This window comes from Streptomyces sp. AM25 (assembly GCF_058146165.1).
The window spans coordinates 1-24,538 of sequence record NZ_JBKIWN010000039.1; the positions used below are offsets into that span (position 1 = coordinate 1).

The following is a 24,538-nucleotide window of genomic DNA, read 5'->3' on the forward strand; positions in this document are numbered from 1 at the left end:
CGGCCACGGCCAGGACGACCACGATGGCCTCGGGTCCGTAGGCCACCGAGGCCATCGCGTCGAGCGACAACGCCGCCAGCCCCTGAGGAACGGTCAGCCGGTCCCGCTCCCCTGGCCGGGGCTTTGTGTTCCATGTCGTTTTCAACCCCGCACCGCCTGTCCACTCGCTGCGACCGTCAATTGCGCCGCGTCAACGCTAGCGACGGTGCGTACATGGATATGGCAAGGCGGGGTCAGGGGATTCCCAAGGAGTTACCGCCGTCAATATGACGTCAATGCCGGGGAGGGGCGAATATGAAAGAGGAAAATGCCGCGTTACACCGGACGTGGAGGTGAGCCTCATGCTTCGGTACCTCTCGCGGGACCGGGTAGCCGTGGTGGCCGCTCTCGTGGCACCCCTGGCCGTGTGCGCGGTGCTCGTGCCGTTCCGGACGGGGATGTCCAACACCAACGCCGCGCTGGTACTGGTCGTCGCCGTGGTGGCCGTGGCCGTCCTGGGCAACCGCCTGGCCGGTGCCCTGGCGGCGCTGTCCGCGGCCGTGTGGTTCGACTTCTTCCTCACCCGCCCCTATGAACGGCTGACCATCTCCAGAGGCTCCGACATCACCACGGCCGTGCTGCTCCTGGTCGTGGGCATCACCGTCTCGCAGCTCGCCGCGCGGGCGCGGAAGCTGAAGGTGATCGCCATCACCGACGACGACTACCTGGCACAGATCCACCACACCGCCCGCCTGGCCGAGAGCTCCGCCACTCCCGACACGGTCGTCGACCACGTCACCCGGCAGCTGGTGGGCCTGCTCTCCCTGCGCGGCTGCCGGTTCGAGTACGGCACCCTCATCGGACACCCGCCACGGCTGGAACAGGACGGCACCATCAGCTGGGGGCGCCGGAAATGGGACGTGGACCACAACGGGCTGCCGGACGAGGAAGTGGAGCTGCGGGTCTTCCACAACGGCCGCTACCACGGACGGTTCATGCTCCGCCCCACACCGGGAACCACGCCCCCGCTCGCCGCCCGCCTGGTCGCGGTCACCCTGGCCGATCAAGCCGGAAGGGCATTCGACACGGCCGGACGTGCCGACGCGGCGGACAACTGAGCATGCCCTTGTACCGGTACGCACTTTCCGGAGCCGAAAAGCCATCGAACACACCCGAACATCTGACCTCGGGATGAACAGATTCCGGTGCGCCGGGGGCCTGTGCGTTAGAGACGTGACATGACCAGTCCGTAACCCGGCCGCGCGTTATCGCCGGTGCCCAGACTGTCGAATTGCCAGTCGCCTCATGTATTTCTCCGGGGGCCGTTCCCTCTTGTTTTTCGCTTTCGGGCCGAAGGGGCACAGCAGGGCATGTCGGCCCGCTCGTTCCGACAGGAAGGCGTCGACATGACAGGATCAGGGACGACCGGCCGGATCCAGACCACGCGACACAGCATCACCGTGGCGGCCTGGCCGGACACCGTCTTCGGGCTCATAGCCGACGCGGAGCGCCTGCCCTGCCTCTTCCCTCCGTCCGTCCACGTGGAGCGGCTGAGCCCGGCAGGCGTCGAAGAGCGACTGCGGCTCTGGGAGTTGTTCGACGGCGAGGTCCGCAGCTGGACCTCGCGGCGAGTCCTCGACCGTGGCCGCTTCAGGATCCGCTTCTGGCTGGAGGAACCGCCTGCACCGCTCCTGGCCCTGGGCGGGGAGTGGCGGCTGGAACGCTCGCCGGGCGGCTTCACCAAGGTGGTGCTGTTGCATTACTTCCGTACCCAGGGCAACGACCGCGACCACATCGCGTGGGTCAGGCGGGCCATCGACCGCAACGGCGACGCCGAGCTGACGGCGCTGAAGCACGCGGCCGAGCTCGGCGAGCGGTTCCAGGACCTGGTCCTGTCGTTCTCCGACTCCATGGTGGTGGACACCGCCGCCGAACCGGTCTACGCCTTCCTCCGCCAAGCCGACAGGTGGCCCGGGGTGCTTCCCCATGTGTCGCGGCTGACCCTTCAGGAGCCCGTACCCGACGTGCAGTTCCTGGACATGGACACCGGGGAGGCGAACGGAGCGGTGCACACCACCCGTTGGGTGCGCATCTGCTTCCCGCACCACGGCATCGTCCACAAACAGACCGAGCCGCCACCCCTGTTCGCCTCGCACGTCGGCCGGTGGACCCTGCGGCCCCTCGCCACGGGGGTCGAAGTCACAGCCCACCACACCGTGATCGTCCGCCCGGAGATGATCAGCCACGCACTCGGCGCGGGCATCGGCCTCGACCGTGCCAAGGAGGAGATCCGGCGGGTCCTGGGCACCAACAGCCTCACCACGATCCGGCACGCGAGGTCCCTCCAGAAGCATGCCTGAGCGTTCCGAGGGAAGTCCGGTGTGCCGTCTGCGGGTGCATCGTCTCCCTCAAACCACCCCCGCTGTCGAAAGCGACGACGCTGCATAGCTACATCGTGTTCACCGATCCATCCCGGACAACGCATCCGAAGAACAGCTGTCAGCCCAACTCGGCTCCTTCGAGTCGCCAGAAGGCGCTGCTCACAGCCCTTCGTTCAGGATTCGGGCTGCACGGCCGATCGACGCCGGCATGAGATGCCGATAGATCCTGAACGTCAGCTGGATGCTTGAGTGGCCCATCCACTCTGCGACATCGGTGATCGGAATCCCTCGGGAGAGGCAGTTGGAGGCGAAGTAGTGGCGCATCGAATACGGAGGCAACTTCCTTGTGATACCCGCTTTTTTTCCTGGCCTGCGCCCAGCGATACTGCAGGGTCGAGTGTCCCCAATAGAGGCTGCGCTGCCCCCTCAGCAGGTATCCGTCGAGTTCTGCTCCGAAGTCCCGGTGGTAGCAGAGGATGACCTCGCGGACCTTCTCGGGCATAGGAACTTCCCGGAATTCACCGGGATTTCGGTGTTTGAGTGGCGCTCTTTCTCGGCAGACTCCGTCGATCTGCTCGGTTATTCGGTACACGTCGTCGGCGACGACCCGGTGGATGTTGGCTGCGTACGCTTCGCCGTTTCGCATGCCGCAGCCGGACATCAAGTCGATGATCAGGCTGACCTGGCGGTCGCCTACCTGTTTCAGCGCCTGGATCTCGTCGAACGTCGGGATGACAGCCCGCTTCGGTGAATATTTCGGCGGTACGACGCCATCGAATGGATCGTCCGAGAAACCGGCCCAGCCGCAGTTCCGGCCTGACCGCCTGCCGGGGCCCGCGAACATCCGTGGCACGGCCGACCGGCCCGCCTCCCGCCGGAGAAGAGGGCGGCCTGCCATGCCGTTGGGACCGGAGCGTCAGTTCCCAGTGGCCAGCTGGGTGATCCTGACGATGACGAGGATGACGGCCACGACCAGATAGCCACGCAGGGTGATCAGTCCCGCCTTGCGCAGCGGTGAGAACTTCGGCCATTCCAGGGTGGACAGCGCAGGCGTGCGCCAGGTCATCCGGTCGGCCTCCAACAGGTCCCGAACGATAGGCGAGTACTTCGCCGCCGAACGGCCGTTACTGCGGGCGCTGCCGGACGAGCCGTTCGAGACCGGGCGGCTGTTCAGCCTGCGGGTGGACCGATACGCGCAGGTCAGCGTCCGCACGAACCGCTACTCGGTTCCGGTGGGGCTGATCGGCCGCACGGTGAGGGTGATGCTGCACGCCTCCGAGGTCGTGGTCTACGACGGACGCAAGGAAGTCGCCCGGCACGAACGGCTGATCGCCAAGGGCAAGGCCCGGCTGGAGCTGGACCACTATCTGGAGGCGCTGGTCCGCAAGCCGGGAGCGTTCCCCGGCGCGACCGCGCTGGAACAGGCCCGCTCGGTAGGCAAGTTCACCCCCGTCCACGACGCGTGGTGGGCGGCGGCCTGCAAGGCCCACGGCGACCGGGATGGCACCCGGGCCCTGATCGAGGTCCTGCTACTGGGCCGGCATCTCCACCACGAACCCCTGGTGACCGGGCTCGCCGCCGCGTTGCGAGTCGGCGCGCTGACCGCGGACGCCGTCGCTTTGGAGGCCCGCAAAACGGCCGAGGCCGATGACGCACCGCCCACCACGGCCGAGCCGGAGCTGGACCGGGGGACGGTGACGTTCGTGACCGAGCGGCGGCTGGCCCACCTGCCGCCTGACACCCGGCCGCTGCCGTCGGTCGCGGCCTACGACCAGCTGCTGCGACCAAGGCGGCCGGTCGACCGTTCCGCCGTCGAGGGAGAAACGCCATGACGACGTTCAAGCGCCACCGCGGACTGACCGAACAGGCCGCCGACGCCGCCGTCGACCAGGCATGCCGCATGCTGCGGCTGCCCACCATCCGGGCCCAGTTCCCCGAACTCGCCGAAGCCGCCGCCCGCGACCAGATGTCATATCGCGGCTTCCTCGCCGAACTGCTGATGGCCGAGTGCGACGATCGGGCCCGCCGCCGATCTGAACGGCGCATCAAGGCCGCCGCCTTCCCCAGGGAGAAGTCCCTGCAGGCCTTCGACTTCGACGCCAACCCGAACGTCGACCCGGCCGTCATCCACACCCTGGCGACCTGCGACTGGGTCAAGAAGGGCCTGCCGCTCTGCCTGATCGGCGACTCCGGCACTGGCAAGTCCCACCTGCTGATCGCCCTGGGCACCGAGGCAGCCATGGCCGGCTACCGGGTCCGCTACACACTCGCCACCAAACTCGTCAACGAGCTGGTCGAGGCCGCAGACGAGAAACAGCTGACCAAGACCATCGCACGCTACGGCCGCGTCGATCTTCTGTACATCGATGAACTCGGCTACATGGAGCTGGACTGCCGCGGCGCTGAGCTGCTGTTCCAGGTTTTGACGGAGCGCGAGGAAAAGAACAGCGTCGCCATCGCCTCGAACGAAAGTTTCAGCGGCTGGACCAAGACCTTCACCGATCCCCACCTCTGCGCGGCCATCGTCGACCGGCTCACCTTCGGCGGCAACCTCATCCAGACCGGCACCGAATCCTATCGACTCGCCATCACCCAGGCCCGAGCAGCAGCCCAAGACGCCGTCGGCTGAACAGAGAACGGGTCTTGAGATGTCGGCTGGTCTCCGCTGTCGGCAACCGTCCGGAACACATACAACGAGCTGCCAGGATGGCCGAATGGCGAAGAACATGACAGTGCGCCGACTCGACCTGGGGTATTTCATCCGACCCGCGTCGGAGACCGGCGGCCCACAACCGCCAACTGCCATCTCCACTTCGACCACTGCGGAGGGAACCCTCTGCTGACAGACAAGCCCATTCTGGTGCAGGACATGGAGCTGGCCGCAGCTCGCCGAGGCGACTACACCTTCGACGAGCTCGTCGACTTCCCCGGCGCCGCCTATGAAGAACTCGCCGGTGAGGCCGAGTTCTGGCCGGGAGTCTGGATCATCCCGACACCCGGGCACACCAACGGCCACCAATCACTGGTCCTCCGACAAAGCGACGGCACAGTGGTGCTCGCCGGCCAGGCACATGACTTCGCGCCTCAGTTCGCATCCGACCACCTGGCTCGCCAGGCCGCCCTTGACGGTGTGGAACAGCCGCTTCCCACCTACCGGCACTGGCTGGAGAGGCTCGCCGAGTTCGACCCGCGACGCGTACTCTTCGCCCACGACTGCTCGGTCTGGGAACCGCCCCACACCAAACGCTAGAACGATCCACGGCAACCCCCTTGCGAGCCTGCATCACAAGGAGCCCTTCCTCGATAGGTGCCGCATTCCCCGACCGCAGGCCCGCGTCAAGGTGGAGGCGCCCGCAGGCGGAGCCGAGGACGCACGACCTGACGCGGGCCGAAGGCCGGCCACCATCGCGGCATCGAGGAAGGGCCCACTCGCTCCGGCAGCGGTGTCACTTCTCACCGACATTTCCCGGCTCTGCGATCAACAAGTGCTGCCCAGGCTCATCGACAAACGGTGTCGGCTCTCGGTTACGAAGCCAGAAGGCCGTCATCCAATTGGCTCGGCCGTTCGCGGGCCTGGAGGAAGTGCTCCACGTGCTTGTCGCCAGGCAGGCGTGGGGAGAGGCCGACACCCGCGCAGGAGGCCAGGAGGCAGCTGCTCGTCTGGGATGTTCAACGAGGCGGCCCGATAACCTTGTTGACGAGGCGTATCGGGCCGCTCGCGCTTCCGGGGCTTCCGTGCCCCGGTACCGTCCCCAGTGAGGCCACTCACTGAAGGGACATCGTCAGCATGCCGCATGTCATCGAACGGGCCAACCGGTCCAAGCGTCGCTTTCGCGGGTTGATCCTGGACTTCGCCGGGGTCCTCACGACCGACGTCCTTCCTGTTCACCGCGCATGGTGCGAGAGTGAAGGACTCGCGCCGGAAGCGTGGCGCGCGACGCTTGAGGACAACGCTGAAGGGCGCAGCCTGTACGCCGACCTTGAGGTCGGAGTGATCAGTCAGGAGGAGTGGAACCGGGGCACAGCGCGGCTCCTTGGGGTCGAGCACGAGAACCTGATGGGGCGAGCCTGGGCCAAGGTCGAACCGGCTGCCGACATGATCGCCCTCGCACGTGCGGCGCGCGCGGCCGGATACAGGGTCGGGATGCTCTCGAACAGCTTCGGCTTGGCGCCCTATGACCCGTACGCGGCGATCGGGGTATGGGACCTGTTCGACGTCGCGGTGGTCTCCGAGCGGGAGGGGGTGGCCAAGCCCGATCCGGCGATTTACCGCACCGTGCTGGACCGCATGGGCCTGAGCGGGGAGGAGTGCGTGTTCGTGGACGACCATGAGCGTAACTTGCCGCCCGCTCGCGAGGCCGGGATGGCCACGGTGCTTGCCAAGCCCGGGAACGGCGCGGTCGCCCGCCTGGAGATGCTGCTGGGCATCAAGGCCGCTTGCACGACCTGACGCCGCTCGCCCATGGCGCCGGGAGCGCGAACGCCAGCGAGGTGCTTCCGGTCACCTCCTACGCGAGCCCTGGGGCGTCCCGTCAACATCTCATCTGCCCTTACACGGAAGCGACGTTGGTGTTCCGGTCCGCGCATCGCGTCGGTACGGTCCCGTGTGGGGCCACTCACGGACGGGAGTTGCGCGGATGACGACGCAGTGGGGCGATTTCACCACCGGGGAGCGCATCAAGTTCCTTCGGGGCAAGGAGATGACGCAGGAGGGCTTGGCGGAGAAAGCCGGCCTGTCCGTGGGCACGATCCGCAAGGTCGAGCAGGGCGGCAACGTACAGATCGGCTCGCTGCTGAAGGTCAGCGCCGCGTTGGGCGTGGACGTTTCGGTGATCCTCGGGCAGCAGGCACCGCGCCGGTCCATGGAGGTCGACGAGCGGTCCGCGCTTCGGTCCGTGTCGGCCGCCGTCCACGACTCCGCTCTCGGCCTCCTCACTCCAGCCGATCCGGGGCCGCTGGCCGGCATGCAGACGGCGGTCCGTCGGGCGGACGCCGCGTTCTGGTCGGGCTGCTATGTCGAGCTCGGCGCCGTGCTGTCCAAGCTCCTGCCCGAGGCGCGAGCCCTGTTCAACGCGACGGAGGGCACCGGGCGGGAGCAGGCGGCGGGGGTGCTGGCGGACGCCTACCTGACAGCGGCCACCATGGCGAACATCCTCGGCGCCCGGGACCTGGGGTATGCGGCGATCACCCAGGGGCACCAGATCGCACAGCAGGTCGGCGACGAACTCCGCGGCGCTCACCTTCAGGCTGTGCTGTCGTGGATCAGTCTGCGGGACGCGCACACGGCCAAGGCCGTGCAGATCGCGTCCAAGGCTGCCCAAGTCATCGAGCCGCGTATGTCCGACCACGACCCCGATCGGCTCTCCGTCTACGGCCAGCTCGTGACGAACGCGGCCGTCGCTGCGTCCCGGGGCGGCGCCGACGCCGACACTGCCAAGGAGTACCTGTCCCAGGCTCACGCCGTTGCCGCGCGTATCGGAGCCGAGCACGCCCGCAGCGGACACGGCCAGCCTTTCGGCCCCGTCTACGTCACTACCCAGGCGTTGTCCGTGAACGTCGCCCTGGGCGATGTCGCCAAGGCCGTCCGCCTGATCGAGTCCAATCACGCTGACCTGGCCTCGGCGCTCCCGCTGGCCACGCACGCCCGCTACCGGCTGGATGTGTCCCTGACCCGGACCGAGACACGGCAATGGGACCGCGCTGCCGAGGAGTTGGGGCAGGTGTGCGAGATGGCGCCGAACTGGGTCCGCCACCAGGCCCTTCCGGGCGTGATCGTGGGCAGGCTCGCCAACGTCTCCGTGACGAAGGTCCGCGACCTGGCCCGGGCGGCCGGCGTGCCGCTCGGCGTGCGCTGACCCCCTCCGCATCACCACGCGGCGTAGTAGTCCCGGGGGCACACAGTTCGGCGGGTACCACAGAGCGTGGTAGTCGGGGTTGAGGTAGTTCCTCCACTACTACGCCCCGTGGATTCACCATCGGTGATCGAACCGTGACAGTGGTCGGCATGCTGAATGACTGCCCGGCCGCTCCCGGCCTCGTTCCCGTCGTTCTCTATGCGGCGGCCGACGGCGCGGCTGCTGCCACGCTCATAGAACACGCTCGCCGCCACGCGACCGATCGCGAATGGGTCCCAGTCCTGGAACTGACGGACGACCCCGCCGTCCCGCTCACGGACCGGGCCGGATGGGCCAGGGCCGTCCAGGCGCTCTCCAACCGGACCGCGCGCGGCATCGTGGTCAGCGCTGCGGCCGTGGTCGCCGACGGGCCCGCCGAGTTCGAGGCCCTGATGGCCTTGACCCGCGACCGGGGCGCCTTCCTCGTCGAGGCCACCGGCACCGTTCCCCGCCGTACGCCTGGCCAGGTCCGCCGTCGTCGCGCCCTGCACGAAGCCGAGTTGGGCCCCTTCCACGTCGGGGGCACGCCGTGACCGGCCTCGGCCATTTTTCTCGCCGCCTGCCGCATATCCGCGTGTACGACCCCGTGGGAACGGCCTGCGCCTGGGTGTACGCCATGGGGTCCGTCACCGTCCTCGGTCTGCTGGGCCACATGGTCACCACCGAGCACGACCACCACGAGCCCGCGCCCCCGCCGTCGCAGACCGTCCCCGACGTCTCGCCACAGAACTGACGTCACCTCGTCAGCCGCGGTGACGTGCAGCATCTCGCCAGCGCCTTTGCCTGACGTCACTTCCCCCCTTTGCCCCCGTCGAGGAGCACCACGATGCCCGTGCTCAGCCCCACCCCATGCCCCGTCCCGATGGCCGAGGTCAGCGCCTACGCCGCCGGGCAGATCCAGGCCGCCGCGTCCGCCCTGTCGCCGGGCGCTCCGGTCCGGCTCGGCACCATCGCGCCGAGCGTCACCTCCTACGTGCGCCGTATCACGGTCGGCCGCACGCCGATGTTCGCGAAGACCTCGTTGCTCGGCGTCTCGCTCGTGTCCCTGCTGAGGGGCACGTGCGGGGACTGGGAGACCGTCAGGGCGGCCCAGGCCGCCTACGTCGTCTCTCCCGGCAGCGTGCTGGAGCGCGAGGCCGCGCAACTGTGGCTGCTGCACCACCAGTCGCCGCTGAAGGTCGCTCAGGTCGAGCACTACGGGCGGGGCGTGCTGATCACCCGGCCCGTGCAGGGGCCGACGTTGGAGGACCTGGTGCTGCTGGAGCCGGAGCGTACCGGGCAGCTCCTCGGCTCGGTGATGGCCGAGCTGGATGCGGCCCTGGCCAAGCCTTCCGTGGCCCGGCAGGTGGAGCGGTTCTCTATCTGGGAACGGAGCATCGAGCAGACGTTCTCCCGGAAGTTCAACGGCATCAGCGGCCCCACCTATGTCCGCCTCGCAGGTGAGCTGGCCGAGCCCCTGGCGACGATCGTGGGGCGGCTGCGACGGCTGCGGTTCGCCGACCCGGACGAGGGCGGCGCCGTCGTCACCTACGGCGATCTCAAGCCGGAGCACGTGGTCTTCCCCCAAGGGCCGGACGGCCGGCCGGTGTTCATCGACCCCGGTCTGGCCAGGGGCCGCCGGGGCTCCGACGAGGCCAAGCTGATCTCCCGCCTGGTGCTGCGCCTATTGGTCGACCCGCCCAGCAACAAGGCGGTCCGGGCCATCATGCGGGGCATCGACGAGTGCACCCGCGCCCGCACGGCGAACCTCCCTTCCAGGAGTCGCGACCGGCGGTTGCGGCAGCTGCTGGTGCTGTGGCTGTCGGACACCGTCAACATCGTCTCCACCTACCTCACGGCGCCGTCTGTGCTGCCGCTGCCGGACCTCGGTGTGCAGACCAAACACCGCGTCGGGCCGGTGCTCCGGGTTCTCGACCGGGTCACGGCCATGGTGGAGGCGGGTACGGAACCGGCGACCGTGTGGCGGCTGGCGATGGCCGAGGTCAAGATCGAGGCAGGCCGGTGATCCGCCGGCCGGTAGCCACGGTCGGGGTGGTCGGAGCCGGGGCGGTCGGGCAGACCGTCGGCGCGCTGCTGGTCACCTCGCCCGGCTGGTGCGGACGGGTCTTCGTGGCCTCGCGGACACAGGAGGCAGCGGCAGGGCTGGTCGCTGATCTGGAGGACCTGGCCCAGGTCACCGGCTCACCCGTCCGTGCCCATGTCGCCGAGGTCCCCGACATGGGCACCTGTCACGCCCTCGTGGTCTGCCCCCGCGCCTCGTTCACCAACACCCGGTCCACCGACGTCCGCATGGGCGGGCTCTCCGCGAACGCCCCCGTGATCAGGTCCATCGCGGCGGACCTGGGCGGCTACGACGGCGTGGTCCTCGTCGTCACGAACCCCTCGGACGTCATGGCACGGCTGTTCGCCGAGACCTCCGGCTGCCGCCGCACTTACGGGATCGGGTCGAACACCGACTCCGCCCGCTATCGCATCATCCTCGCCCAGGCCCTCGGCGTACCCGTCGAGGCCGTCGAGGGGCAGGTGATCGGCGAGCACGGCGAGGGCGCCGTCATCTGCGCCTCCGCCACCCGCGTCGGCGGCATGCCCACCATCGTGCCCGTCCCGACCATACGAGCTGAGCTCGCCGCCCGGCCGCGCCGGATCAACGCCGGATGCGGCCGCACCCGCTCCGGGCCGGCCGGGGCTGTCCTGGCCGCGCTTCAGCACACCCTCGGATACGTCGATGGCTCCATCGAACTGTCCGTCAACCACGAGGGCGTGTGGACGGGAATGCCGTTGCGGTTCACCGACGGGAACCCGACCGTGTGCCTGCCGCCCCTGAACCCTTCCGAGACCCGCCTGCTGGCCGCCGCCCGGTCCAAGCTCCGCGCGGCCTACCAGCAGGTACTACCCACCCGCACACCCCAAGGAGAGTCAGCTTCGATGACCCATGCCACCCGCATCAGCGCCGCCGGCCACGGCGTGACGATCACCAGCGACACCCAAGCCGTCACCGACTGGGCCCTGCGCTACTTCGGCCCCTGGTGGAACGCCACCAACCACAACGTCCCCGACGGCGGCCCGAAGGTCGTCGCCGACGTGGACAAGGACGCCGCCGAGGAACTGACCCAGCGCGTACGCGACTTCGCGCACGAGGAGACCGTCTACGCCAACGCCCAGCTGCTGTACGGCCGTGACGAGGACGGCACAGTGACCGCTGCCCAGCCCAGTGATCACCTTGCCTACCAGCGAACCCCTGACGGGCAGATCCGCATCGTCGGTGCCGACGACCTCGCCGTCTGCCTCGCCGCATCCCGCCTGGCGCGCGAGGCCGTGCGCGGGCAGCTCCTCGCCGACGGCTGGAGCATCCTTCACGCCTCCGCCGTCACCAACGACGCCGGTGAGACCCTGTTGACCCTGGGTGACAAGGGCGCGGGGAAGACCACCACCGCCGTCCTCCTGGCCCGCCAGGGCTGGAAGCTGCTGGCCAACGACCGGGTCTTCGTCCGCGCCGACAATGACGGCATCGTGCAAGTGCTGCCCTGGCCGGCCGCCGCCGCGATCGGCTTCGGCCTTCTCGACGGCCTCGGCCTGTACGACCACGTCCGTACCCGGCTCCTCGGCGGAGGCCATCTCCACCCCACACAGCACGAGAAGGTCACCGACGCCCTCCTCACTGGCGACCGCACACCGCTGCGCAACGACTCCGGCAAGGAGCTCAAGGTCCAGTTCTTCCCGGACCAGCTCGCAACCTGGCTGCACCTGGCCCTCGCCGCCGAAGGCCACGCCACCCGGTTCCTGTTCCCCCGCATCACTCCGAGCGGCACCCCGGCCCTGCTGGCTGAGGACCGGCCTCTGGCCGACGGGGACTTCTTCACCACCGCGAGCGAGGACCGGTACCCCGACGTCTTCGAACTTGCCGCCGTTGGCCCCGGCACTGCGGCGCGCACGACGCGCGGCCTCCTCGCCGGGCTGCCCCGCAACGCGTTCACCCTCGGCCACGACGCAGCAGCCAACAACGAGTTCCTGAAGCAGATCACCGCGGAGAAGTGACGCCGAGCACCTGGTCGGCGGCGCTGCCTCATCAGGCCTCCACTCGGCCAGGTGCCAGCACCGGCTACGGGTCCGGACACCGCACCAGACGACTTGCTGAAGATCCCGCCTTCCCGGGGGTTGGCCATGGCCAAGCTCGATAACACCGTCGGCACGAGGATTGCGAGGAGCAGGAGGCGCCAGGGCTGGTCTCAGCGCAGGCTCGCGCTGGAGGTCGGCAAGTCGGAGTCGTGGGTGTCGCAGGCCGAACGCGGCGCCCTGTCCCTGGACAGTCTGGCGACAGCCGAGACGCTCGCCCAGGTCTTACGGGTAGCGCCGTCATACGTACTGGCGCTGGACGAGCGATGGCCCGGAACTCCTGCGCCGAGTACTCGCGGGATGGAAGAGTTGGAGCCTGTGGAGCGACGAAAGTTCGCGCGCGGAGCAGCAGCGGTCCCGCTGGCGGGAATGCTCGCAGCTACCGACCCCGGCCGCATAGCCTACGCCGCGCAGCATCACGTGGTGGACACGGCGACGGTGAAACAGACGGGAACTGTGTGTGCCGCGTACCGGCGTGGCTATCAGCAGATGCCCGCTGACACGCTGCTGACCGCCGCACGCGCGCATTTCCAGCTGATCGCCTCGCTCCAGCCCCAGCATCAGGCCGAGAAGATCCGCACCACGCTGCTGTCGCAGATGGGACAGATGGCAGCCCTCGCAGGGGCCGTAGCCTTCCTCGACCTGGGCACCCGCGTGGACGGCAAGGCGTACACAGCCACCGGCCTGCAAATCGCCAAGGCGTGCGAGGACGGTGAGCTCTACGCGCTGCTGTGGGCGGGCCGGGCCTTCCAGACGGCCTACGAGGGTGACCGTGACGGTGGCGTGGACTGCGCGCTCGCGGCCGTCGACCATGCCGCCGACGGCTCGGTGCGGATGAGGGCCTGGTGCTCGGCTGTCGCCTCCGAAATGCACGCCGCGGTCGGCGACGAACACTCCTGCCGCACGTTCCTCGACGAGGCCCGCGGCCACCTCGCCAGCACCTTGGACGACGACCGGTGGCAGGGAATCGGCTGGTTCGGCCCGGCGAAAGTCGATGCCTACGAAGGCGGGGACCTCGTCCGTCTCGGCAAGCCCGAGACCGCACTCGCCCGCCTCAATATTGCACTCGCCCGGTTGGATCCGTCGATGCGCCGCCACCGTGCCACCGCCTACGCGGACCGCGCTGACGCTCACGCTGCAGTCGGCGCCCCGGACGCAGCGATCACGGACGCGCATGCCTCCCTGAACCTGCTCGAAGAGGTCCACCATGACGAGACGCTGCGCCGCATCACTGCCGTCCACGCACGCCTGCGGCCACTGCGCATCCCCGCCATGCGGGCCCTGACCGAACACCTCACCGACGTCCGCCACACAATGGAGAGTGCATGCCGGACCGCTCAGGCCTGATCCTCGACTTCGGCGGCGTCCTGACTACACCGGTACCGGACTGTGCTCGGTCCTTCGCCCGCCGCGAGGGCCTGTCGGACGACATATTTCTCCACGCGTTCGCCGTGAACCCCGTCGGCAAGGTGCTGTACGCGGGCCTCGAACGAGTGGCGATCACACAGACCGAGTGGAACGCGCAGATGGCCGAACTGCTCGGGCTCGATGACGGAACGAACCTGCTCGGCCGCGTCCTTGCCGACTTCCACCCCGAGTCCCGCATGCTCCGCGCGGTGCAGGTCGCGCGCCGGGCAGGGGTGAAGGTCGGCATCCTCTCCAACAGCCTCGGCAATCACCCCTGCGACCCCTACGCCGGGTACGCTTTGGAGGCCAACTACGACGCGGTGCTGATCTCCGAGCAATACCGGATGCGCAAGCCGGACCCGGAGATCTACACGATCATGACCGGCCTCATGGAACTGCCCGCCCAGGCGTGCGTGTTCGTTGATGACACCGCCCGCAACCTGCCTCCGGCAGAGAAACTCGGCATGGCCACCGTGCTGGCCACCACCCCAGCCGAGACGATCCGCCAGGTCGAGGCACTCCTCGGCATCCGTCTCGTCGACGAGGTCTAGTCCTTCCCGCAATCGGGCTGTGGGGTCGCAACAAGGCTGCGATCCAGGGCGAGTTCTCGGTGCTTCACTTCTTCACAAGCCGCCTGGGATACCGGCCACGGACCAGGGGCCTGCCCCTGGCGGTTCCCAGGCGGCCGGCAGGCACAGCAGGGTGCACAGCGCCTCAACCCGCTGGTGGCCGACTGCTTCTCACCACTGAAGCGACGAGGAGGACTGCCATGGACACCGGCCAAGTCATCGACCGCTCCCCGGCCCGGATCGCCTGGGACGAAAACGGAACCGTCCTGCTCCACGACGTGCTCGACCGCAGCCGTTTCGAGGCCCTGGTCGCCGAAGCCCACGGGCGGCTCGGCCTGGCGGTGCCGCACGAGCGGAACGAGACCAGTGCGCACCGCGACGGGTCGTTCGCCGCCCCGTTCCACTGCGGCTTCATCCCGGCTGGCCCGCTGCTTGAACAGCTTGCGTTCGACAAGGAGTTGTGGGCCAAGATGCGTGCGGCCACCGGCATCCCGCGGCTGATTCCCCGCGGGGGTGCGGTGGTCATCTACCGCAAGGGCGACTTCCAGGGCCTGCACTTCGACAGCGTCCGCGCGAGCGTCACCGTCGGCGTCGCGCTCACCGAAGGGCTGCCGGCCATGGGCTGGGCTCCCACGCTGCGGGATGCGCTGCCCGACACGCTGGCCAAGGTCGTCGCCGAGCGCGGGCTCTTCCCGGAGGGGGAGGAATTCACCACGCTGGAGCACTCGTGCGGGGGCGGCACGCTGCGGGCCTTCGCCGGCTACAACATCCCGCACTGGCGGCCCCCGTACTGCGGTGAGCTGGGCCTGCTGGCGACCTTCTCCTACATGGACCTGTGAGGTCCCGGTGCTGCGCCAGACGTGGCTCGCCGAGGGCCGGGCCCCGGTGCCCGAGGACGCGATCGATGCGGGGTTGTGGGAGGAGATCGCGGCAGAGGCCGAACGGTGCGAGAAGGTGGCGGTCGTCCGCCACAACGAGCGTCCCGGCCTGCTGGCGATGCGCGACGGTTCCATCACCTCGCCGCAGCGGTGCAAGGTCCACCCCGGCGGTGAGGCCCTGAACGCCCTGGCCCGTTCGAAGAACCTGGCCGATATCGCGGCCGAGGCCACCGGGCAGGGCCAGGTGACCCCGATCCGCTACGGGTTCAAGTTCTACGCGCCCGGCGACTACATGCACGTCCACCGCGACGACGGTAAGTGCGACATCACCTTCTCGTGCGGGCTCACCCCGAACCTCGCGCCCATGGGGTGGCTGCCGAAGCTGCGCTACCTGTCCACCCGGCAGGTCACCGAACAGCTAGCGGACGCCCCCTATCCGGCCGACGGGGAGAGCTTCCCGATCCTCTGCCGGCAGCTGACCGGATTCGACGGCCGTCGAATTCCCCACTGGCGTACCCCGCTGGAGACCGCCTCCCGCGAGGTACTGATCACCATCTGCTTCGCCGACCTCTCGGCGTAGCGACCACCATCGCTCCAAGGAGGAACGATGCCCACGATCGATCCCGCAACCAACACCACCGTCGACCCGGCGGACTTCGTCTCCGCTCTGCACGCGGAAGGCAACCTGCCGCAGAACGCCGGCGGCGACCCGGCCGTGCCGGACTCCTCCTTCGTCGACACGCACATCTACCAGCAGCCCACCGTCTGACCGGTAGGCCGCAGCCGCACCTTCCAGGCGCCCGGCCCCGGCGATCCCCCCTTCTCCCGGGGGTGCCGGCGGCCGGGCGCCGTCGTCCCAGACGGGAGGCCCCCGTGCGCAAGACGTTCTTCGACGGCACCCACCGCACCCGTCACCCTGCCGAGACCTGGAAGACGATCCAGCCCCTGCTGACCGGTTTCGGTATCACCCGCATCGCGGACGTGACCGGACTCGACGATCTCGGCATCCCCGTCACCATGGCCGTTCGCCCCCTCGCCCGCACCCTGTCCGTCGCGCAGGGCAAGGGAGCAACCTTGGACGCCGCCCGCGTTTCCAGCGCGATGGAAGCGATCGAGGCATGGCACGGCGAACGAGCCGTACCCGCTCCCTGCGTCCGGGCCCCCGCCCGGCAGCTCCAACTGCCGTACCCGGTGATGGAACTGGAGTCCCACCCCGGCAGCTTCTTCACCGACCGCACGGTGATGGACTGGATCAACGCCCGCTCCACCACCGACGGCGAGCCTGTGCCTGTTCCGGCCGCAGCGATTCAACTCGGCCGCGAAGTCCATGACGTCTGGCGGCTGTACCTGCCCAGCGCCTCGACCAACGGCCTCGCCTCCGGAAACACCCGCTGGGAGGCGATCGCCCACGGACTGTGCGAGCTCATCGAACGCGACGTCCTCAGCGCCCTGACCGCCGCCACGGCGCAGCACATCACCGCTGGCAGCGTCGACGACCCCCACTGCGCCGGACTCATTGAACGCCTCACCCGCAGCAGGTACTGGTTCGAGTTGTGGCACCTGCCGAACCGGTACCGCGTGCCGGTCATGGCCTGCTACCTGTGGCGAGAGGACCAGCCGACCGTCGTGGTCTCCGGCTCGGGGGCACACCTCGACCCCGGCGTCGCCTTGTCACGGGCGATCACGGAAGCTGCACAGACCCGGCTGACCCAGATCACCGGGAGCCGCGAAGACATCCACCCCGCGGTCTACCGGCCCGGCCCGCACCGCCCGCCGGCCGACACGTCGGCGGCCTCGGTGTCCTGGCCCGAGATCACCAGCTCATACAAGGCCAGCCTCCCGACGGACGACACCGAAGCCCGCCACCTGGCCACCACTGTCGCGTCCTGTACCGGATTCGCGCCGCTCGTCGTCGATCTGACATCCGGCGACTACGCCCGCACGGAGTTCGCGATCGTCAAAGTCCTAGCCCCCACCCTGCGCTACGCCACCCGGCATACCGTTCCCCGCCCGCGAACGGAGGCGATCGCATGACCACGCACGTCTTCTCCGGCCCCACCCTGCCCGCCCAGTACATCCGCAAGATCCTGCCCGCCGCCGTCCCCCACCCACCGGTCGGGCACGGCGACCTCCTACGGCTACACCCAGGCTCCGCGGACACGATCCTGATCATTGACGGCCTGTGGCACCAGAGCGCCCCGGTACGCCACAAAGAAATCCTGCTGCTGCTCGAATCCGGCGTGCAGGTGATCGGCGCTGCCAGCATGGGCGCCCTGCGCGCAGCAGAACTCGCCCCCTACGGCATGACCGGCATCGGGGAGATCTTCCACGCCTTCCACGCCGGCCTGCTGGACGCGGACGACGAAGTCGCCGTCCTCCACACCCCCGAAGGCCGCCCTCTGTCCGAGGCCCTGGTGAACCTGCGCACCGCCATTCAGCGAACGGCCGCAACAGGACGCATCACGAGCGCCAATGCCTGCGGACTCGCAGAACTGGCCCGCTGGCTCCCATTCACCCAGCGTACCTGGACTGCGCTCGGCCACACGGCACACGCCACCGGACTGGGCAAGGGATTCGATGCCGTTGACGCCTGGCGGAAGAGCCATGCCTACGACCTCAAGCGCGAAGACGCCGAGCGGGCTCTCCATTACCTCGCAACCGCCCCGTCGACACCTCGCGGGCCAAAGAGCTGGTGCGGAGAACCGTGGTGCACCAGCTTCGTCCGCTACTGGACCGCAGTCTTCACCCCGCCCAGCACAGCCGACGAGCTCCCGTTCCTGGCCCTCCTTCAGCACCAGCAGATCTACGACCCCGGGTTCCCGGCCCGATGGCGCACCCACGTCCTGTCAGCAGTCGCCAACTACCGCGGCGTCGCCGACACGAAGGCCATCGAGGACGCGGCCCTGCACCGGGCCACCCGGCTCGGCGTACGGGCCGACGACTTGTCCGCCCAACAAAAGTCCTACTGGCTCAACGAGGATGAGATTCAATCCGTGGACACACGGGAGCAGCTGCTGCGCATCATGGTGCGCTCCGCCCGGCTGGACGGTGCCTGGACCGTCTGGCCGACAACACCTGCCGAGGCCGACACCCTGTTCGACACCACGCTGCCGACCGCCGAAGACGTCGCCGCCGCGTACCAGGTCAACGCCGCCGTCGAAGTCAGCAACCCTCGCCGCACCATCGCGCATCTGGACACCGGGCGGGTAGCACAACACCTCTGCGTGGCATGGAACCTTGGCCAGGGTGCTGGGCAAGGCGTCATCGACGCGGCGGCAAGGGACCGGGCCTTTCGTGACTTCTCCGGAGCCGTTGAAGTAGCCAGGGCCTTCTACCTCGGCACGCGTGCCGCCTCGGCCTCCAAGCCGGCCTCCTCCGGGGCGACCGCGGGTGTGAACGACAGATGTCGCACCTGAGCCAGCCCCAGAGGAATCACGGCAGCACAGGCGATCACCAGCGCTCCGGCCGCGAGGGTCGTACGGAGCCCGAGGGCATGGGATGCAGGCCCGGCCGCGAGATACCCCAAGGGCACAGGCAGGATCTGGCCGAACGTCGAGTAGGACATCGTCCTGCTCATCCGCTCGGGCGGAATGCGCTCCTGCACCAGACTCGACCACGTCGTCATGCTCATCGCCAGCCCTGCACCCGCCAGAGCCGTGGCGGCGACGAGGAGCAGGAGCGAGGAGGTGAGCGCCATGGCTGTCAGGGGCAGCATCATGCTTCCGGTCCCCAGGCACACCACGACGCCGACCCGGCGGGGTTTGCACATCAGGGCCACCGCGGCCCCGGTGATCAGGCCGGCCGTGAACCCGGACACCACGATGCCCCACGGCCCGGCACCGCCCAGAACGCGCAACCCGTAGACGGGGCCGAGCATCTGGTAGCCGACGAGCCACGCGGGCACCACGACGGCGCCTTGCACCACCATCACCCATAGCCAGCGACGCGACCAGAAGTCGCTCCACCCCTCGCGGAGATCCGTAATGAAACCGCTGCGCATCTTCACGCACCCGTCGCTGATGCCAATGCGCGTGCACAACACGGCGGCGGCGAAGAACGTGGCAGCATCCCATCCGATCGCCCAGCCCGGCCCCACAGCGGCTACCAGCGCCCCGCCCAGGGCTGGCCCTGCCACCTTCACGGTGTTCTGCCCGATCTTCAGCAACGCGTTCGCCGCGTGCCGCATGGGCTGCGGCACCACATCCACGACGATCGCGCCAGCCGCCGGGGCGAAGAACGCGGATGCCGCACCACACACGGCGGACATAGCGGCCAGGTGCCACACCTCCGCCGACCCGAACCACAACAGCAGCGCCGCCAACGCCTCCGCGGCGCCGGAGACAACGTTGCACCACACCATCACCCGGGACCGTGACCACCGGTCGGCCACAACCCCGCCAACCAGCAGGAGAAGGATCTGCGGGACCATGCCCGCGGCGAGTACCACCCCGAGCCCCCCTGCTCCGCCACCGATGTGCAGGACGGCGAATGCCAGGCCGATCGGGGAGATCGCAGAGCCTGTCCAGGAAAGAAGCCGGGCGGTGCAGTGCAGTCGGTACGGACGGATCCGTAGCGGGGCTGCTGCATCTCGAATGCGGTCGGCCACTCCTTGCCGCGAAGAGCTTTCGGCCGTCGTCCCACTGAGGGGTTGTACGTCTCCCAAGATCCAACTCCGCCCCGGAAAGCACAAAGTCCCGGCAGCGGGACGCCACCGGGAACATCGGCCCACCTTAGGGCAACTCGAAGATCGTATGCCGCAGACGCACCAGAAGAGACCAACGACTTCGCTCAACCCATTTGAAACGCACGGAAGTTGACTCGCATAGCCGCATCCCGACCAGCGCGTGAAACAGGCCTTGTCTTTCGAATCCGGCGTCGCGGCCGACGTGGCGCTGGCGGCCGCTACGAAGGCGACGGTGCCAATCCTGGGCGGCGGCCTGGTGCCCGATCGCGCCTGCAAGGCCCTCCCGGCGCTCACCGCCGTCGCAGCCACAACGGTCGGCTGGTGTGGCTGACCATCTCTGGCCAGGCCCCCCTCGCGGTATCGACGGCGGCCGCCGTGGCGGCGCGCACCGCGTTGGGAAACCTGACGAACATGATCCGCGACGTGGCCTCGCTCTTCCACTCGCCCCTGCCCCTCGGGGCCGGAAGAAGTTCGTCGACACCACCTCAGAGGTGGCCCTCGCACGCGGGCACGAGCGTGCACCGGTATGTCCGGAACCATTCCCCTTACTCCAGTCCAGCGGGGGTGGTTGCGCCCTGGGTCCACTGCACACTGCATGTCGACCCGGTCGCTGAGCACCAGGAGCAGATAGCGGGCAGTCGCCGGCCCCCTCCACGGCTGGTCAGCCGACAGTGATCTCTAGGACACCGGTCTCGGTGACCTGGACGGACACACCGGTGAAATCAGAAACCGTGGCGTCCGCCTCGAGTTGGTGCGCCTTGTGCGTCGTCGTCAGAGCGATGGTGGCCATGCCAGCCGCCCGTCCGGAGGTCAGCCCAGTGGGCGAGTCCTCGACGACGACGCAGCGGGCCGGGTCGACGCCGAGCCGCTCGGCCGCAAGGAGAAAAGGGGCGGGGTGGGGCTTGTGGTGAGTGACGTCGTCGGAAGCGACCAGAACCTTCGGCCGGATGCCGACCGGGGCGAGGCGCGCTTCGACTACCCGCCGGCTGCTGGACGTCACCACAGCCCAGCGGTCCTGAGGCAGCGAGGCCAGCAGCTTGACGGCACCGCCAACCGCCTCCACGCCGCCAGCCGCCGCATCAGCCACCTCTGCATCCACCAGACGCTGCACGCCGTCCTTGACCTGCTCTTCAGGCAGGAGGTCCGCGATGATCGCGGCAGCTGGCCGACCGTGTACTTCGACTCGGCTCATCGCTTCTTCGAGGGTCATGCCGTACGACTCGGCCCACTGGCTCCACACGCGCAGGACCGACCGCTGGGAGGAAACCAGTGTTTCGTCGCTGTCGAAAAGGATGGCATCTGCCGAGAATCGCATGATGGGAGAGTACATGGCATACACAAGCAGGCACGTGATGCGGGTGCTGATCACTCCCTGACCAGAGTCCAATTACACCCCTTCCCCGCGCATCACTTATTAGTGAGCTTCATCTCACCAGAACAGGAAGGACCCACCTGACACCACGAAGCCGGCAGCCAGGCAGTCCGTGGGGCGCCCCGGGAGGTGAAAGCCAGAAGGCAACTAAAATAGGCTGGCCGGAGGAAGAGATTCCGATCTTGGCTATAGCTGCTCCACGTCGACTGTTCAGGGTGATCATGAAGATTTGCCAAGTCGACTACGGGGATACTCCAGTACTGGCCATCAGCGGGAAGCCGTGCTGAAGCACCGGGGGTGCAGCAACGGAGGGGGCCCACGACAGCAGGACAGGAACGAGACACGAGAGAGGCAGGCCGCGGGAATGGCCATTCGCCGGGCATTTAAGGGCGGCGAGATGCGCAGGTTGAGCAGGCACTGCATGCAACGACTGCAAGACTTCCCTCTGCCCGATCCGTACACGCTCAAGAATTTGATCAAGAACATCGAGGACGCCCGAGACTGCACCATTCACCTACTCCCCGTCGCCGCTCCGGTGACCGATCTGCGCTCAGCATGCGGTCTGCGTCTCAACTTCGATCAAACCCACATCATCGTCTACCGGCCTCGCCCCACGCCCAACCAAACCACCAATATCATTTTCCATGAACTGGCCCATCTGTGGCTGGACCATGGCAACGACGTGCAGGTAGCCGAAGAATTGTCCGAAGCTCTCCAGCCGGTTCTTGCCGAACTCGTGGGCCCGACGGCCGTCGTGAACGCCCGCGCTCAGTTCGACACCACGGAGGAACGGGAGGCCGAGCTGTCGGCTTCCGTCATCCGGCAGCAGATACGCAGGCAAACCGCCTTCGGGCAGGACCTGGTCAGCGTCATGGAGGCCTCCTTGACTCATCCCCTCGCCCCGCCGCGCCGGGGCCGACGGCCGTAAGGACCGCCCCTTTTGAGCTTCTTCCTCTTGTCTGTCTGCCTCGCGATGACCGCGGTCGCGCTGTGGCGCCTGCCCGCCGTCCGCTACGGCGACCCTCTGCGGCGTGCTCTGTGGGGCTGCTCCGCCGGCTTCGCCGTAGCACTCTGGGCGCGTTTCCCGCCGGTTGAGCATGACATTAACAGCCTCGGCGTCAACGACCTGAGCGGTCTGATCAAGGACTTCGCCGCCATGGCTGCCTCGCTGGCGCTGCTCAGCTACGCGGTGACCAGCTACGGCGTCAGCCAGGACGCGCCGCCGCGCTACATCGAGATCTGCCGCCGGGTTGCCCGCGTATCCCGGCGGGCAACCTCGGTGGCCGTCCCCCTGATGCTGTTCCTGTTCTTCGTCGTGGTGGACCGCTCCGTTCCGAGCAGGGACTTGACAGCCGACCACGCCGGGCAGTGGGGCGCATGCTTGTTCGCCACGTGCTTCTACCTGTACCTGGGCTCATCGGGCGCGACTTGCGCCTATCAGTGGGGGCACGTCAGCCGGCGCGCCGAGTCGGCAGTGCTGCGCATCAGCCTCGGCCTGGGCGCTGCGGCCTGCTGGCTTTTCGCCGCGTACTCGGTGATCCGGGTGTCCTTCATGTGGGGAGCCATGATCTTTCCTCCCTCGCCCGGATGTACCCACCTAGTGGTCTCCCTCAGCAACTTGCTCAACATGCTGGGTGGGATTCTCTTCATGTGCGGGGCCAGCCTGCCGACCACCGGGGTGGCGCTCGAGCGCTGGAGGACCCGCCGGACGCTTTGGCACCTGCACCCGCTGAGCCGGGACCTCGCCCACCAGTTCCCCGACTTGTACTTCCAGCCCCCCGCATCGCGACTGCGGGAAGCCGCGCGCCATGCGCCTGCCCTGGACGTCCGTCTGGATCGCACGGTCCAAGCGGTCGGTGACGCGGTTGAGCAACTGCGTCATCACGTGGTCCCGGAGCTCTGGCCGGTCGTCGAACAGGTCGCGGCCGAGCATCCGGACCAGGAGGCTGCGGCCGAGGCGTACTGGATCGCTGCTGCACTGCGCTCAGCCCGGGAGGGGCGCCGCTCGGAGCTGCCTGCTCCTGCCCTGCCGCCCAAGCCCTACAGCGACAGTATCGGCGAGGGGCGTTGGCTGGTACGGGTCCAGGACGTCCGCGCCCGGATCGCTCCCGCCGCGGTCGACGCCCTTCTCGACAGTGCGGGCCAGCCGCCATTCGCGGTACACGCGCAGGCTGTTCCCGCCTGAGCGACCGACCACCGAGGTTGCTTGTGCTGCTGTGGCGCGCTGGTTGCCTGCTGCGGAGCCCTTCAGCCTCCGCGGCAGGCAACCAACGCGCGGGCTACTTTTGCTTGCCGGAATTGCGAAGCAGTAGTTCCTTGATCGTGGCCACCATCTCGGGGGAGATGCCGGGCGTTGCACCACGAGCGGCGACGGTCACCTCGCCCTCGCGCTTGTCCGTGAGGAAGGCCAGTGCGTCGATCACGTCCTGCTCCACTTCCTCGCGGTCCATGAACTCGAAGGGGGTGACCTTCAGCGCCTCCGCCAGTCCGTCGCGGACGGCTGCGAGTGGCAGCCCGGCGAAGACCTGTTCTGTGCTCCGCGTCCGCGTCCTGAGGTCTTCGATGTCCTGCGGTTCCAGGTCGGCCCCGCTCTTCCGGTTGACGGCCGCGGCCACGTCTGCGTTGGTCACCTTGGGGCTGCATTCCAGCAGGTAGTGGAGCTTCTCATCCAGCCCCTGGGGTGGCCGGAGCATCGTCACAGGCGCTGGTGTCACAGTGTCGCGAGAGCGTTCCTGTGCGTCTGCCAGCTCTTCGGCCGTGACCTTGTAGAGGGCGGCCATGCGGACGAGGAGGTCCGGCGGAAGTGGCTTCTTGCCTCTTTCCGCATTGCTCAGCGGCACGCGCGTCGTGCCGAGGGCCTCGGCCGCTTTGGATTGAGTGAAGCCGGCGTCCGCGCGGAGGTCGGCGAGGTCCGGCGGCCCATAGCGGGGGAAGAGGACATCGAGATCCTCGCCGAGGGCCTTCGCGATCGCCGGCAGTCGCTCGGGCGGCGGGCAGTGCTCGTCGTTCTTCTCCCAGTCGACGACCGCGGTCTTGCTGACGCCCAACGCCTTGGCAAGGGCGGCCTGGGTCAGACCGAGGCCGCGACGCATCACACGCAGGCCCGGACCGTGGAACTGACGAGGCGGCACGGACGCGACTCCAAGACTCAACGGATCGGGAGATACAGGATTACTGTATCCCCAAGATTGATACCGATACCGACTTCAGGTAGGTTTTCGTACCGACCGCTGGGGATGCCCCGGCATCCCTTGTCGCTAC

General features: G+C 68.3%; 26 protein-coding genes and 1 pseudogene. 22 read left to right on the forward strand and 5 right to left on the reverse strand.

Going from position 1 to position 24,538, the window contains the following annotated elements; genetic code table 11:
- Positions 1 to 341: 341 nt before the first annotated feature.
- The gene (locus tag ACLHRZ_RS32670) at positions 342 to 1,097 is read left to right on the forward strand and encodes a DUF4118 domain-containing protein (protein ID WP_490422223.1); all 756 of its coding nucleotides are present in this window, start codon (positions 342 to 344) and stop codon (positions 1,095 to 1,097) included.
- A 288-nt stretch (positions 1,098 to 1,385) separates the two neighbouring features.
- Positions 1,386 to 2,339: an aromatase/cyclase gene (locus ACLHRZ_RS32675; RefSeq protein WP_490422224.1), complete on the forward strand. Its 954-nt coding sequence runs from the start codon at positions 1,386 to 1,388 to the stop codon at positions 2,337 to 2,339.
- A 180-nt stretch (positions 2,340 to 2,519) separates the two neighbouring features.
- Here ACLHRZ_RS32675 and ACLHRZ_RS32680 read toward each other — a convergent pair whose 3' ends face one another.
- The gene (locus ACLHRZ_RS32680; protein ID WP_490422262.1) at positions 2,520 to 2,768 is read right to left on the reverse strand and encodes a tyrosine-type recombinase/integrase; all 249 of its coding nucleotides are present in this window, start codon (positions 2,766 to 2,768) and stop codon (positions 2,520 to 2,522) included.
- Here ACLHRZ_RS32680 and ACLHRZ_RS32685 point away from each other — a divergent pair.
- Positions 2,758 to 3,111 (forward strand): hypothetical protein, encoded by a 354-nt coding sequence (locus ACLHRZ_RS32685; protein WP_490422225.1) that lies wholly within the window; start codon positions 2,758 to 2,760, stop codon positions 3,109 to 3,111. The two genes, ACLHRZ_RS32680 and ACLHRZ_RS32685, sit on opposite strands and share 11 nt — an antisense overlap.
- 165 nt (positions 3,112 to 3,276) lie before the next feature.
- Here the strand turns inward: ACLHRZ_RS32685 and ACLHRZ_RS32690 are convergent, their stop codons facing one another.
- The gene (locus ACLHRZ_RS32690; protein WP_490422226.1) at positions 3,277 to 3,426 is read right to left on the reverse strand and encodes a hypothetical protein; all 150 of its coding nucleotides are present in this window, start codon (positions 3,424 to 3,426) and stop codon (positions 3,277 to 3,279) included.
- Here ACLHRZ_RS32690 and ACLHRZ_RS32695 point away from each other — a divergent pair.
- The 16 genes and pseudogenes from ACLHRZ_RS32695 to ACLHRZ_RS32770 all read left to right on the forward strand — a co-directional run bounded on the left by ACLHRZ_RS32695 (position 3,413) and on the right by ACLHRZ_RS32770 (position 18,637).
- The gene (locus tag ACLHRZ_RS32695; RefSeq protein ID WP_490422227.1) at positions 3,413 to 4,192 is read left to right on the forward strand and encodes a Mu transposase domain-containing protein; all 780 of its coding nucleotides are present in this window, start codon (positions 3,413 to 3,415) and stop codon (positions 4,190 to 4,192) included. The two genes, ACLHRZ_RS32690 and ACLHRZ_RS32695, sit on opposite strands and share 14 nt — an antisense overlap.
- Positions 4,189 to 4,989: an IS21-like element helper ATPase IstB gene (gene istB / locus ACLHRZ_RS32700; protein ID WP_490422228.1), complete on the forward strand. Its 801-nt coding sequence runs from the start codon at positions 4,189 to 4,191 to the stop codon at positions 4,987 to 4,989. The genes ACLHRZ_RS32695 and istB overlap by 4 nt, the downstream gene beginning before the upstream one ends.
- 85 nt (positions 4,990 to 5,074) lie before the next feature.
- A pseudogene (locus ACLHRZ_RS32705) lies at positions 5,075 to 5,610 on the forward strand (MBL fold metallo-hydrolase).
- 537 nt (positions 5,611 to 6,147) lie between these two features.
- Positions 6,148 to 6,810 (forward strand): HAD-IA family hydrolase, encoded by a 663-nt coding sequence (locus ACLHRZ_RS32710; protein WP_490422229.1) that lies wholly within the window; start codon positions 6,148 to 6,150, stop codon positions 6,808 to 6,810.
- 187 nt (positions 6,811 to 6,997) lie between these two features.
- Positions 6,998 to 8,215, forward strand: a complete 1,218-nt coding sequence (locus tag ACLHRZ_RS32715; RefSeq protein ID WP_490422230.1) for a helix-turn-helix domain-containing protein — start codon at positions 6,998 to 7,000, stop codon at positions 8,213 to 8,215.
- Between the two features lie 149 nt (positions 8,216 to 8,364).
- Positions 8,365 to 8,787 (forward strand): hypothetical protein, encoded by a 423-nt coding sequence (locus ACLHRZ_RS32720; protein ID WP_490422231.1) that lies wholly within the window; start codon positions 8,365 to 8,367, stop codon positions 8,785 to 8,787.
- A 41-nt stretch (positions 8,788 to 8,828) separates the two neighbouring features.
- Entirely contained in the window at positions 8,829 to 8,987 is a 159-nt protein-coding gene (locus ACLHRZ_RS32725; RefSeq protein ID WP_490422232.1) for a hypothetical protein, read from the forward strand.
- Positions 8,988 to 9,080: 93 nt separating this feature from the next.
- On the forward strand, positions 9,081 to 10,259 hold the full coding sequence (locus ACLHRZ_RS32730) for a phosphotransferase family protein (protein WP_490422233.1): 1,179 nt from the start codon (positions 9,081 to 9,083) through the stop codon (positions 10,257 to 10,259).
- On the forward strand, positions 10,256 to 12,289 hold the full coding sequence (locus tag ACLHRZ_RS32735) for a lactate/malate family dehydrogenase (protein ID WP_490422234.1): 2,034 nt from the start codon (positions 10,256 to 10,258) through the stop codon (positions 12,287 to 12,289). Before ACLHRZ_RS32730 ends, ACLHRZ_RS32735 begins: the two co-directional genes overlap by 4 nt.
- Positions 12,290 to 12,415: 126 nt before the next feature.
- Positions 12,416 to 13,714: a helix-turn-helix domain-containing protein gene (locus tag ACLHRZ_RS32740; RefSeq protein ID WP_490422235.1), complete on the forward strand. Its 1,299-nt coding sequence runs from the start codon at positions 12,416 to 12,418 to the stop codon at positions 13,712 to 13,714.
- Positions 13,693 to 14,325 carry an HAD-IA family hydrolase gene (locus tag ACLHRZ_RS32745; RefSeq protein ID WP_490422236.1) on the forward strand — a complete coding sequence of 211 codons (633 nt, stop codon included), beginning with the start codon at positions 13,693 to 13,695 and terminating at the stop codon, positions 14,323 to 14,325. The genes ACLHRZ_RS32740 and ACLHRZ_RS32745 overlap by 22 nt, the downstream gene beginning before the upstream one ends.
- Positions 14,326 to 14,543: 218 nt before the next feature.
- Complete coding sequence (locus ACLHRZ_RS32750; RefSeq protein ID WP_490422237.1) at positions 14,544 to 15,182, forward strand: hypothetical protein; 639 nt, start codon at positions 14,544 to 14,546, stop codon at positions 15,180 to 15,182.
- A 7-nt stretch (positions 15,183 to 15,189) separates the two neighbouring features.
- Positions 15,190 to 15,801 (forward strand): hypothetical protein, encoded by a 612-nt coding sequence (locus tag ACLHRZ_RS32755; protein ID WP_490422238.1) that lies wholly within the window; start codon positions 15,190 to 15,192, stop codon positions 15,799 to 15,801.
- A gap of 27 nt (positions 15,802 to 15,828) precedes the next feature.
- Complete coding sequence (locus ACLHRZ_RS32760; protein ID WP_490422239.1) at positions 15,829 to 15,990, forward strand: hypothetical protein; 162 nt, start codon at positions 15,829 to 15,831, stop codon at positions 15,988 to 15,990.
- A 104-nt stretch (positions 15,991 to 16,094) separates the two neighbouring features.
- The gene (locus ACLHRZ_RS32765; RefSeq protein ID WP_490422240.1) at positions 16,095 to 17,255 is read left to right on the forward strand and encodes a YcaO-like family protein; all 1,161 of its coding nucleotides are present in this window, start codon (positions 16,095 to 16,097) and stop codon (positions 17,253 to 17,255) included.
- A complete protein-coding gene (locus ACLHRZ_RS32770) occupies positions 17,252 to 18,637 on the forward strand; it encodes a TfuA-like protein (RefSeq protein WP_490422241.1) in 1,386 nt (461 codons plus the stop codon). The genes ACLHRZ_RS32765 and ACLHRZ_RS32770 overlap by 4 nt, the downstream gene beginning before the upstream one ends.
- On the opposite strand, the gene ACLHRZ_RS32775 is transcribed toward ACLHRZ_RS32770, so the two are convergent.
- Positions 18,553 to 19,827 carry an MFS transporter gene (locus ACLHRZ_RS32775; RefSeq protein WP_490422242.1) on the reverse strand — a complete coding sequence of 425 codons (1,275 nt, stop codon included), beginning with the start codon at positions 19,825 to 19,827 and terminating at the stop codon, positions 18,553 to 18,555. The genes ACLHRZ_RS32770 and ACLHRZ_RS32775 overlap by 85 nt on opposite strands.
- Positions 19,828 to 20,065: 238 nt before the next feature.
- On the opposite strand from ACLHRZ_RS32775, the gene ACLHRZ_RS32780 reads away from it, so the two are divergent.
- Positions 20,066 to 20,236, forward strand: a complete 171-nt coding sequence (locus tag ACLHRZ_RS32780; RefSeq protein ID WP_490422243.1) for a hypothetical protein — start codon at positions 20,066 to 20,068, stop codon at positions 20,234 to 20,236.
- A 330-nt stretch (positions 20,237 to 20,566) separates the two neighbouring features.
- Here ACLHRZ_RS32780 and ACLHRZ_RS32785 read toward each other — a convergent pair whose 3' ends face one another.
- Positions 20,567 to 21,220 (reverse strand): HAD-IA family hydrolase, encoded by a 654-nt coding sequence (locus ACLHRZ_RS32785; protein WP_490422263.1) that lies wholly within the window; start codon positions 21,218 to 21,220, stop codon positions 20,567 to 20,569.
- A gap of 478 nt (positions 21,221 to 21,698) precedes the next feature.
- On the opposite strand from ACLHRZ_RS32785, the gene ACLHRZ_RS32790 reads away from it, so the two are divergent.
- Both ACLHRZ_RS32790 and ACLHRZ_RS32795 read left to right on the forward strand, forming a co-directional pair.
- Complete coding sequence (locus tag ACLHRZ_RS32790) at positions 21,699 to 22,205, forward strand: ImmA/IrrE family metallo-endopeptidase (RefSeq protein ID WP_490422244.1); 507 nt, start codon at positions 21,699 to 21,701, stop codon at positions 22,203 to 22,205.
- Between the two features lie 12 nt (positions 22,206 to 22,217).
- Complete coding sequence (locus tag ACLHRZ_RS32795) at positions 22,218 to 23,462, forward strand: MAB_1171c family putative transporter (RefSeq protein WP_490422245.1); 1,245 nt, start codon at positions 22,218 to 22,220, stop codon at positions 23,460 to 23,462.
- A 94-nt stretch (positions 23,463 to 23,556) separates the two neighbouring features.
- Here ACLHRZ_RS32795 and ACLHRZ_RS32800 read toward each other — a convergent pair whose 3' ends face one another.
- Positions 23,557 to 24,408, reverse strand: a complete 852-nt coding sequence (locus ACLHRZ_RS32800; RefSeq protein ID WP_490422246.1) for a helix-turn-helix domain-containing protein — start codon at positions 24,406 to 24,408, stop codon at positions 23,557 to 23,559.
- Between the last annotated feature and the right edge of the window lie 130 nt (positions 24,409 to 24,538).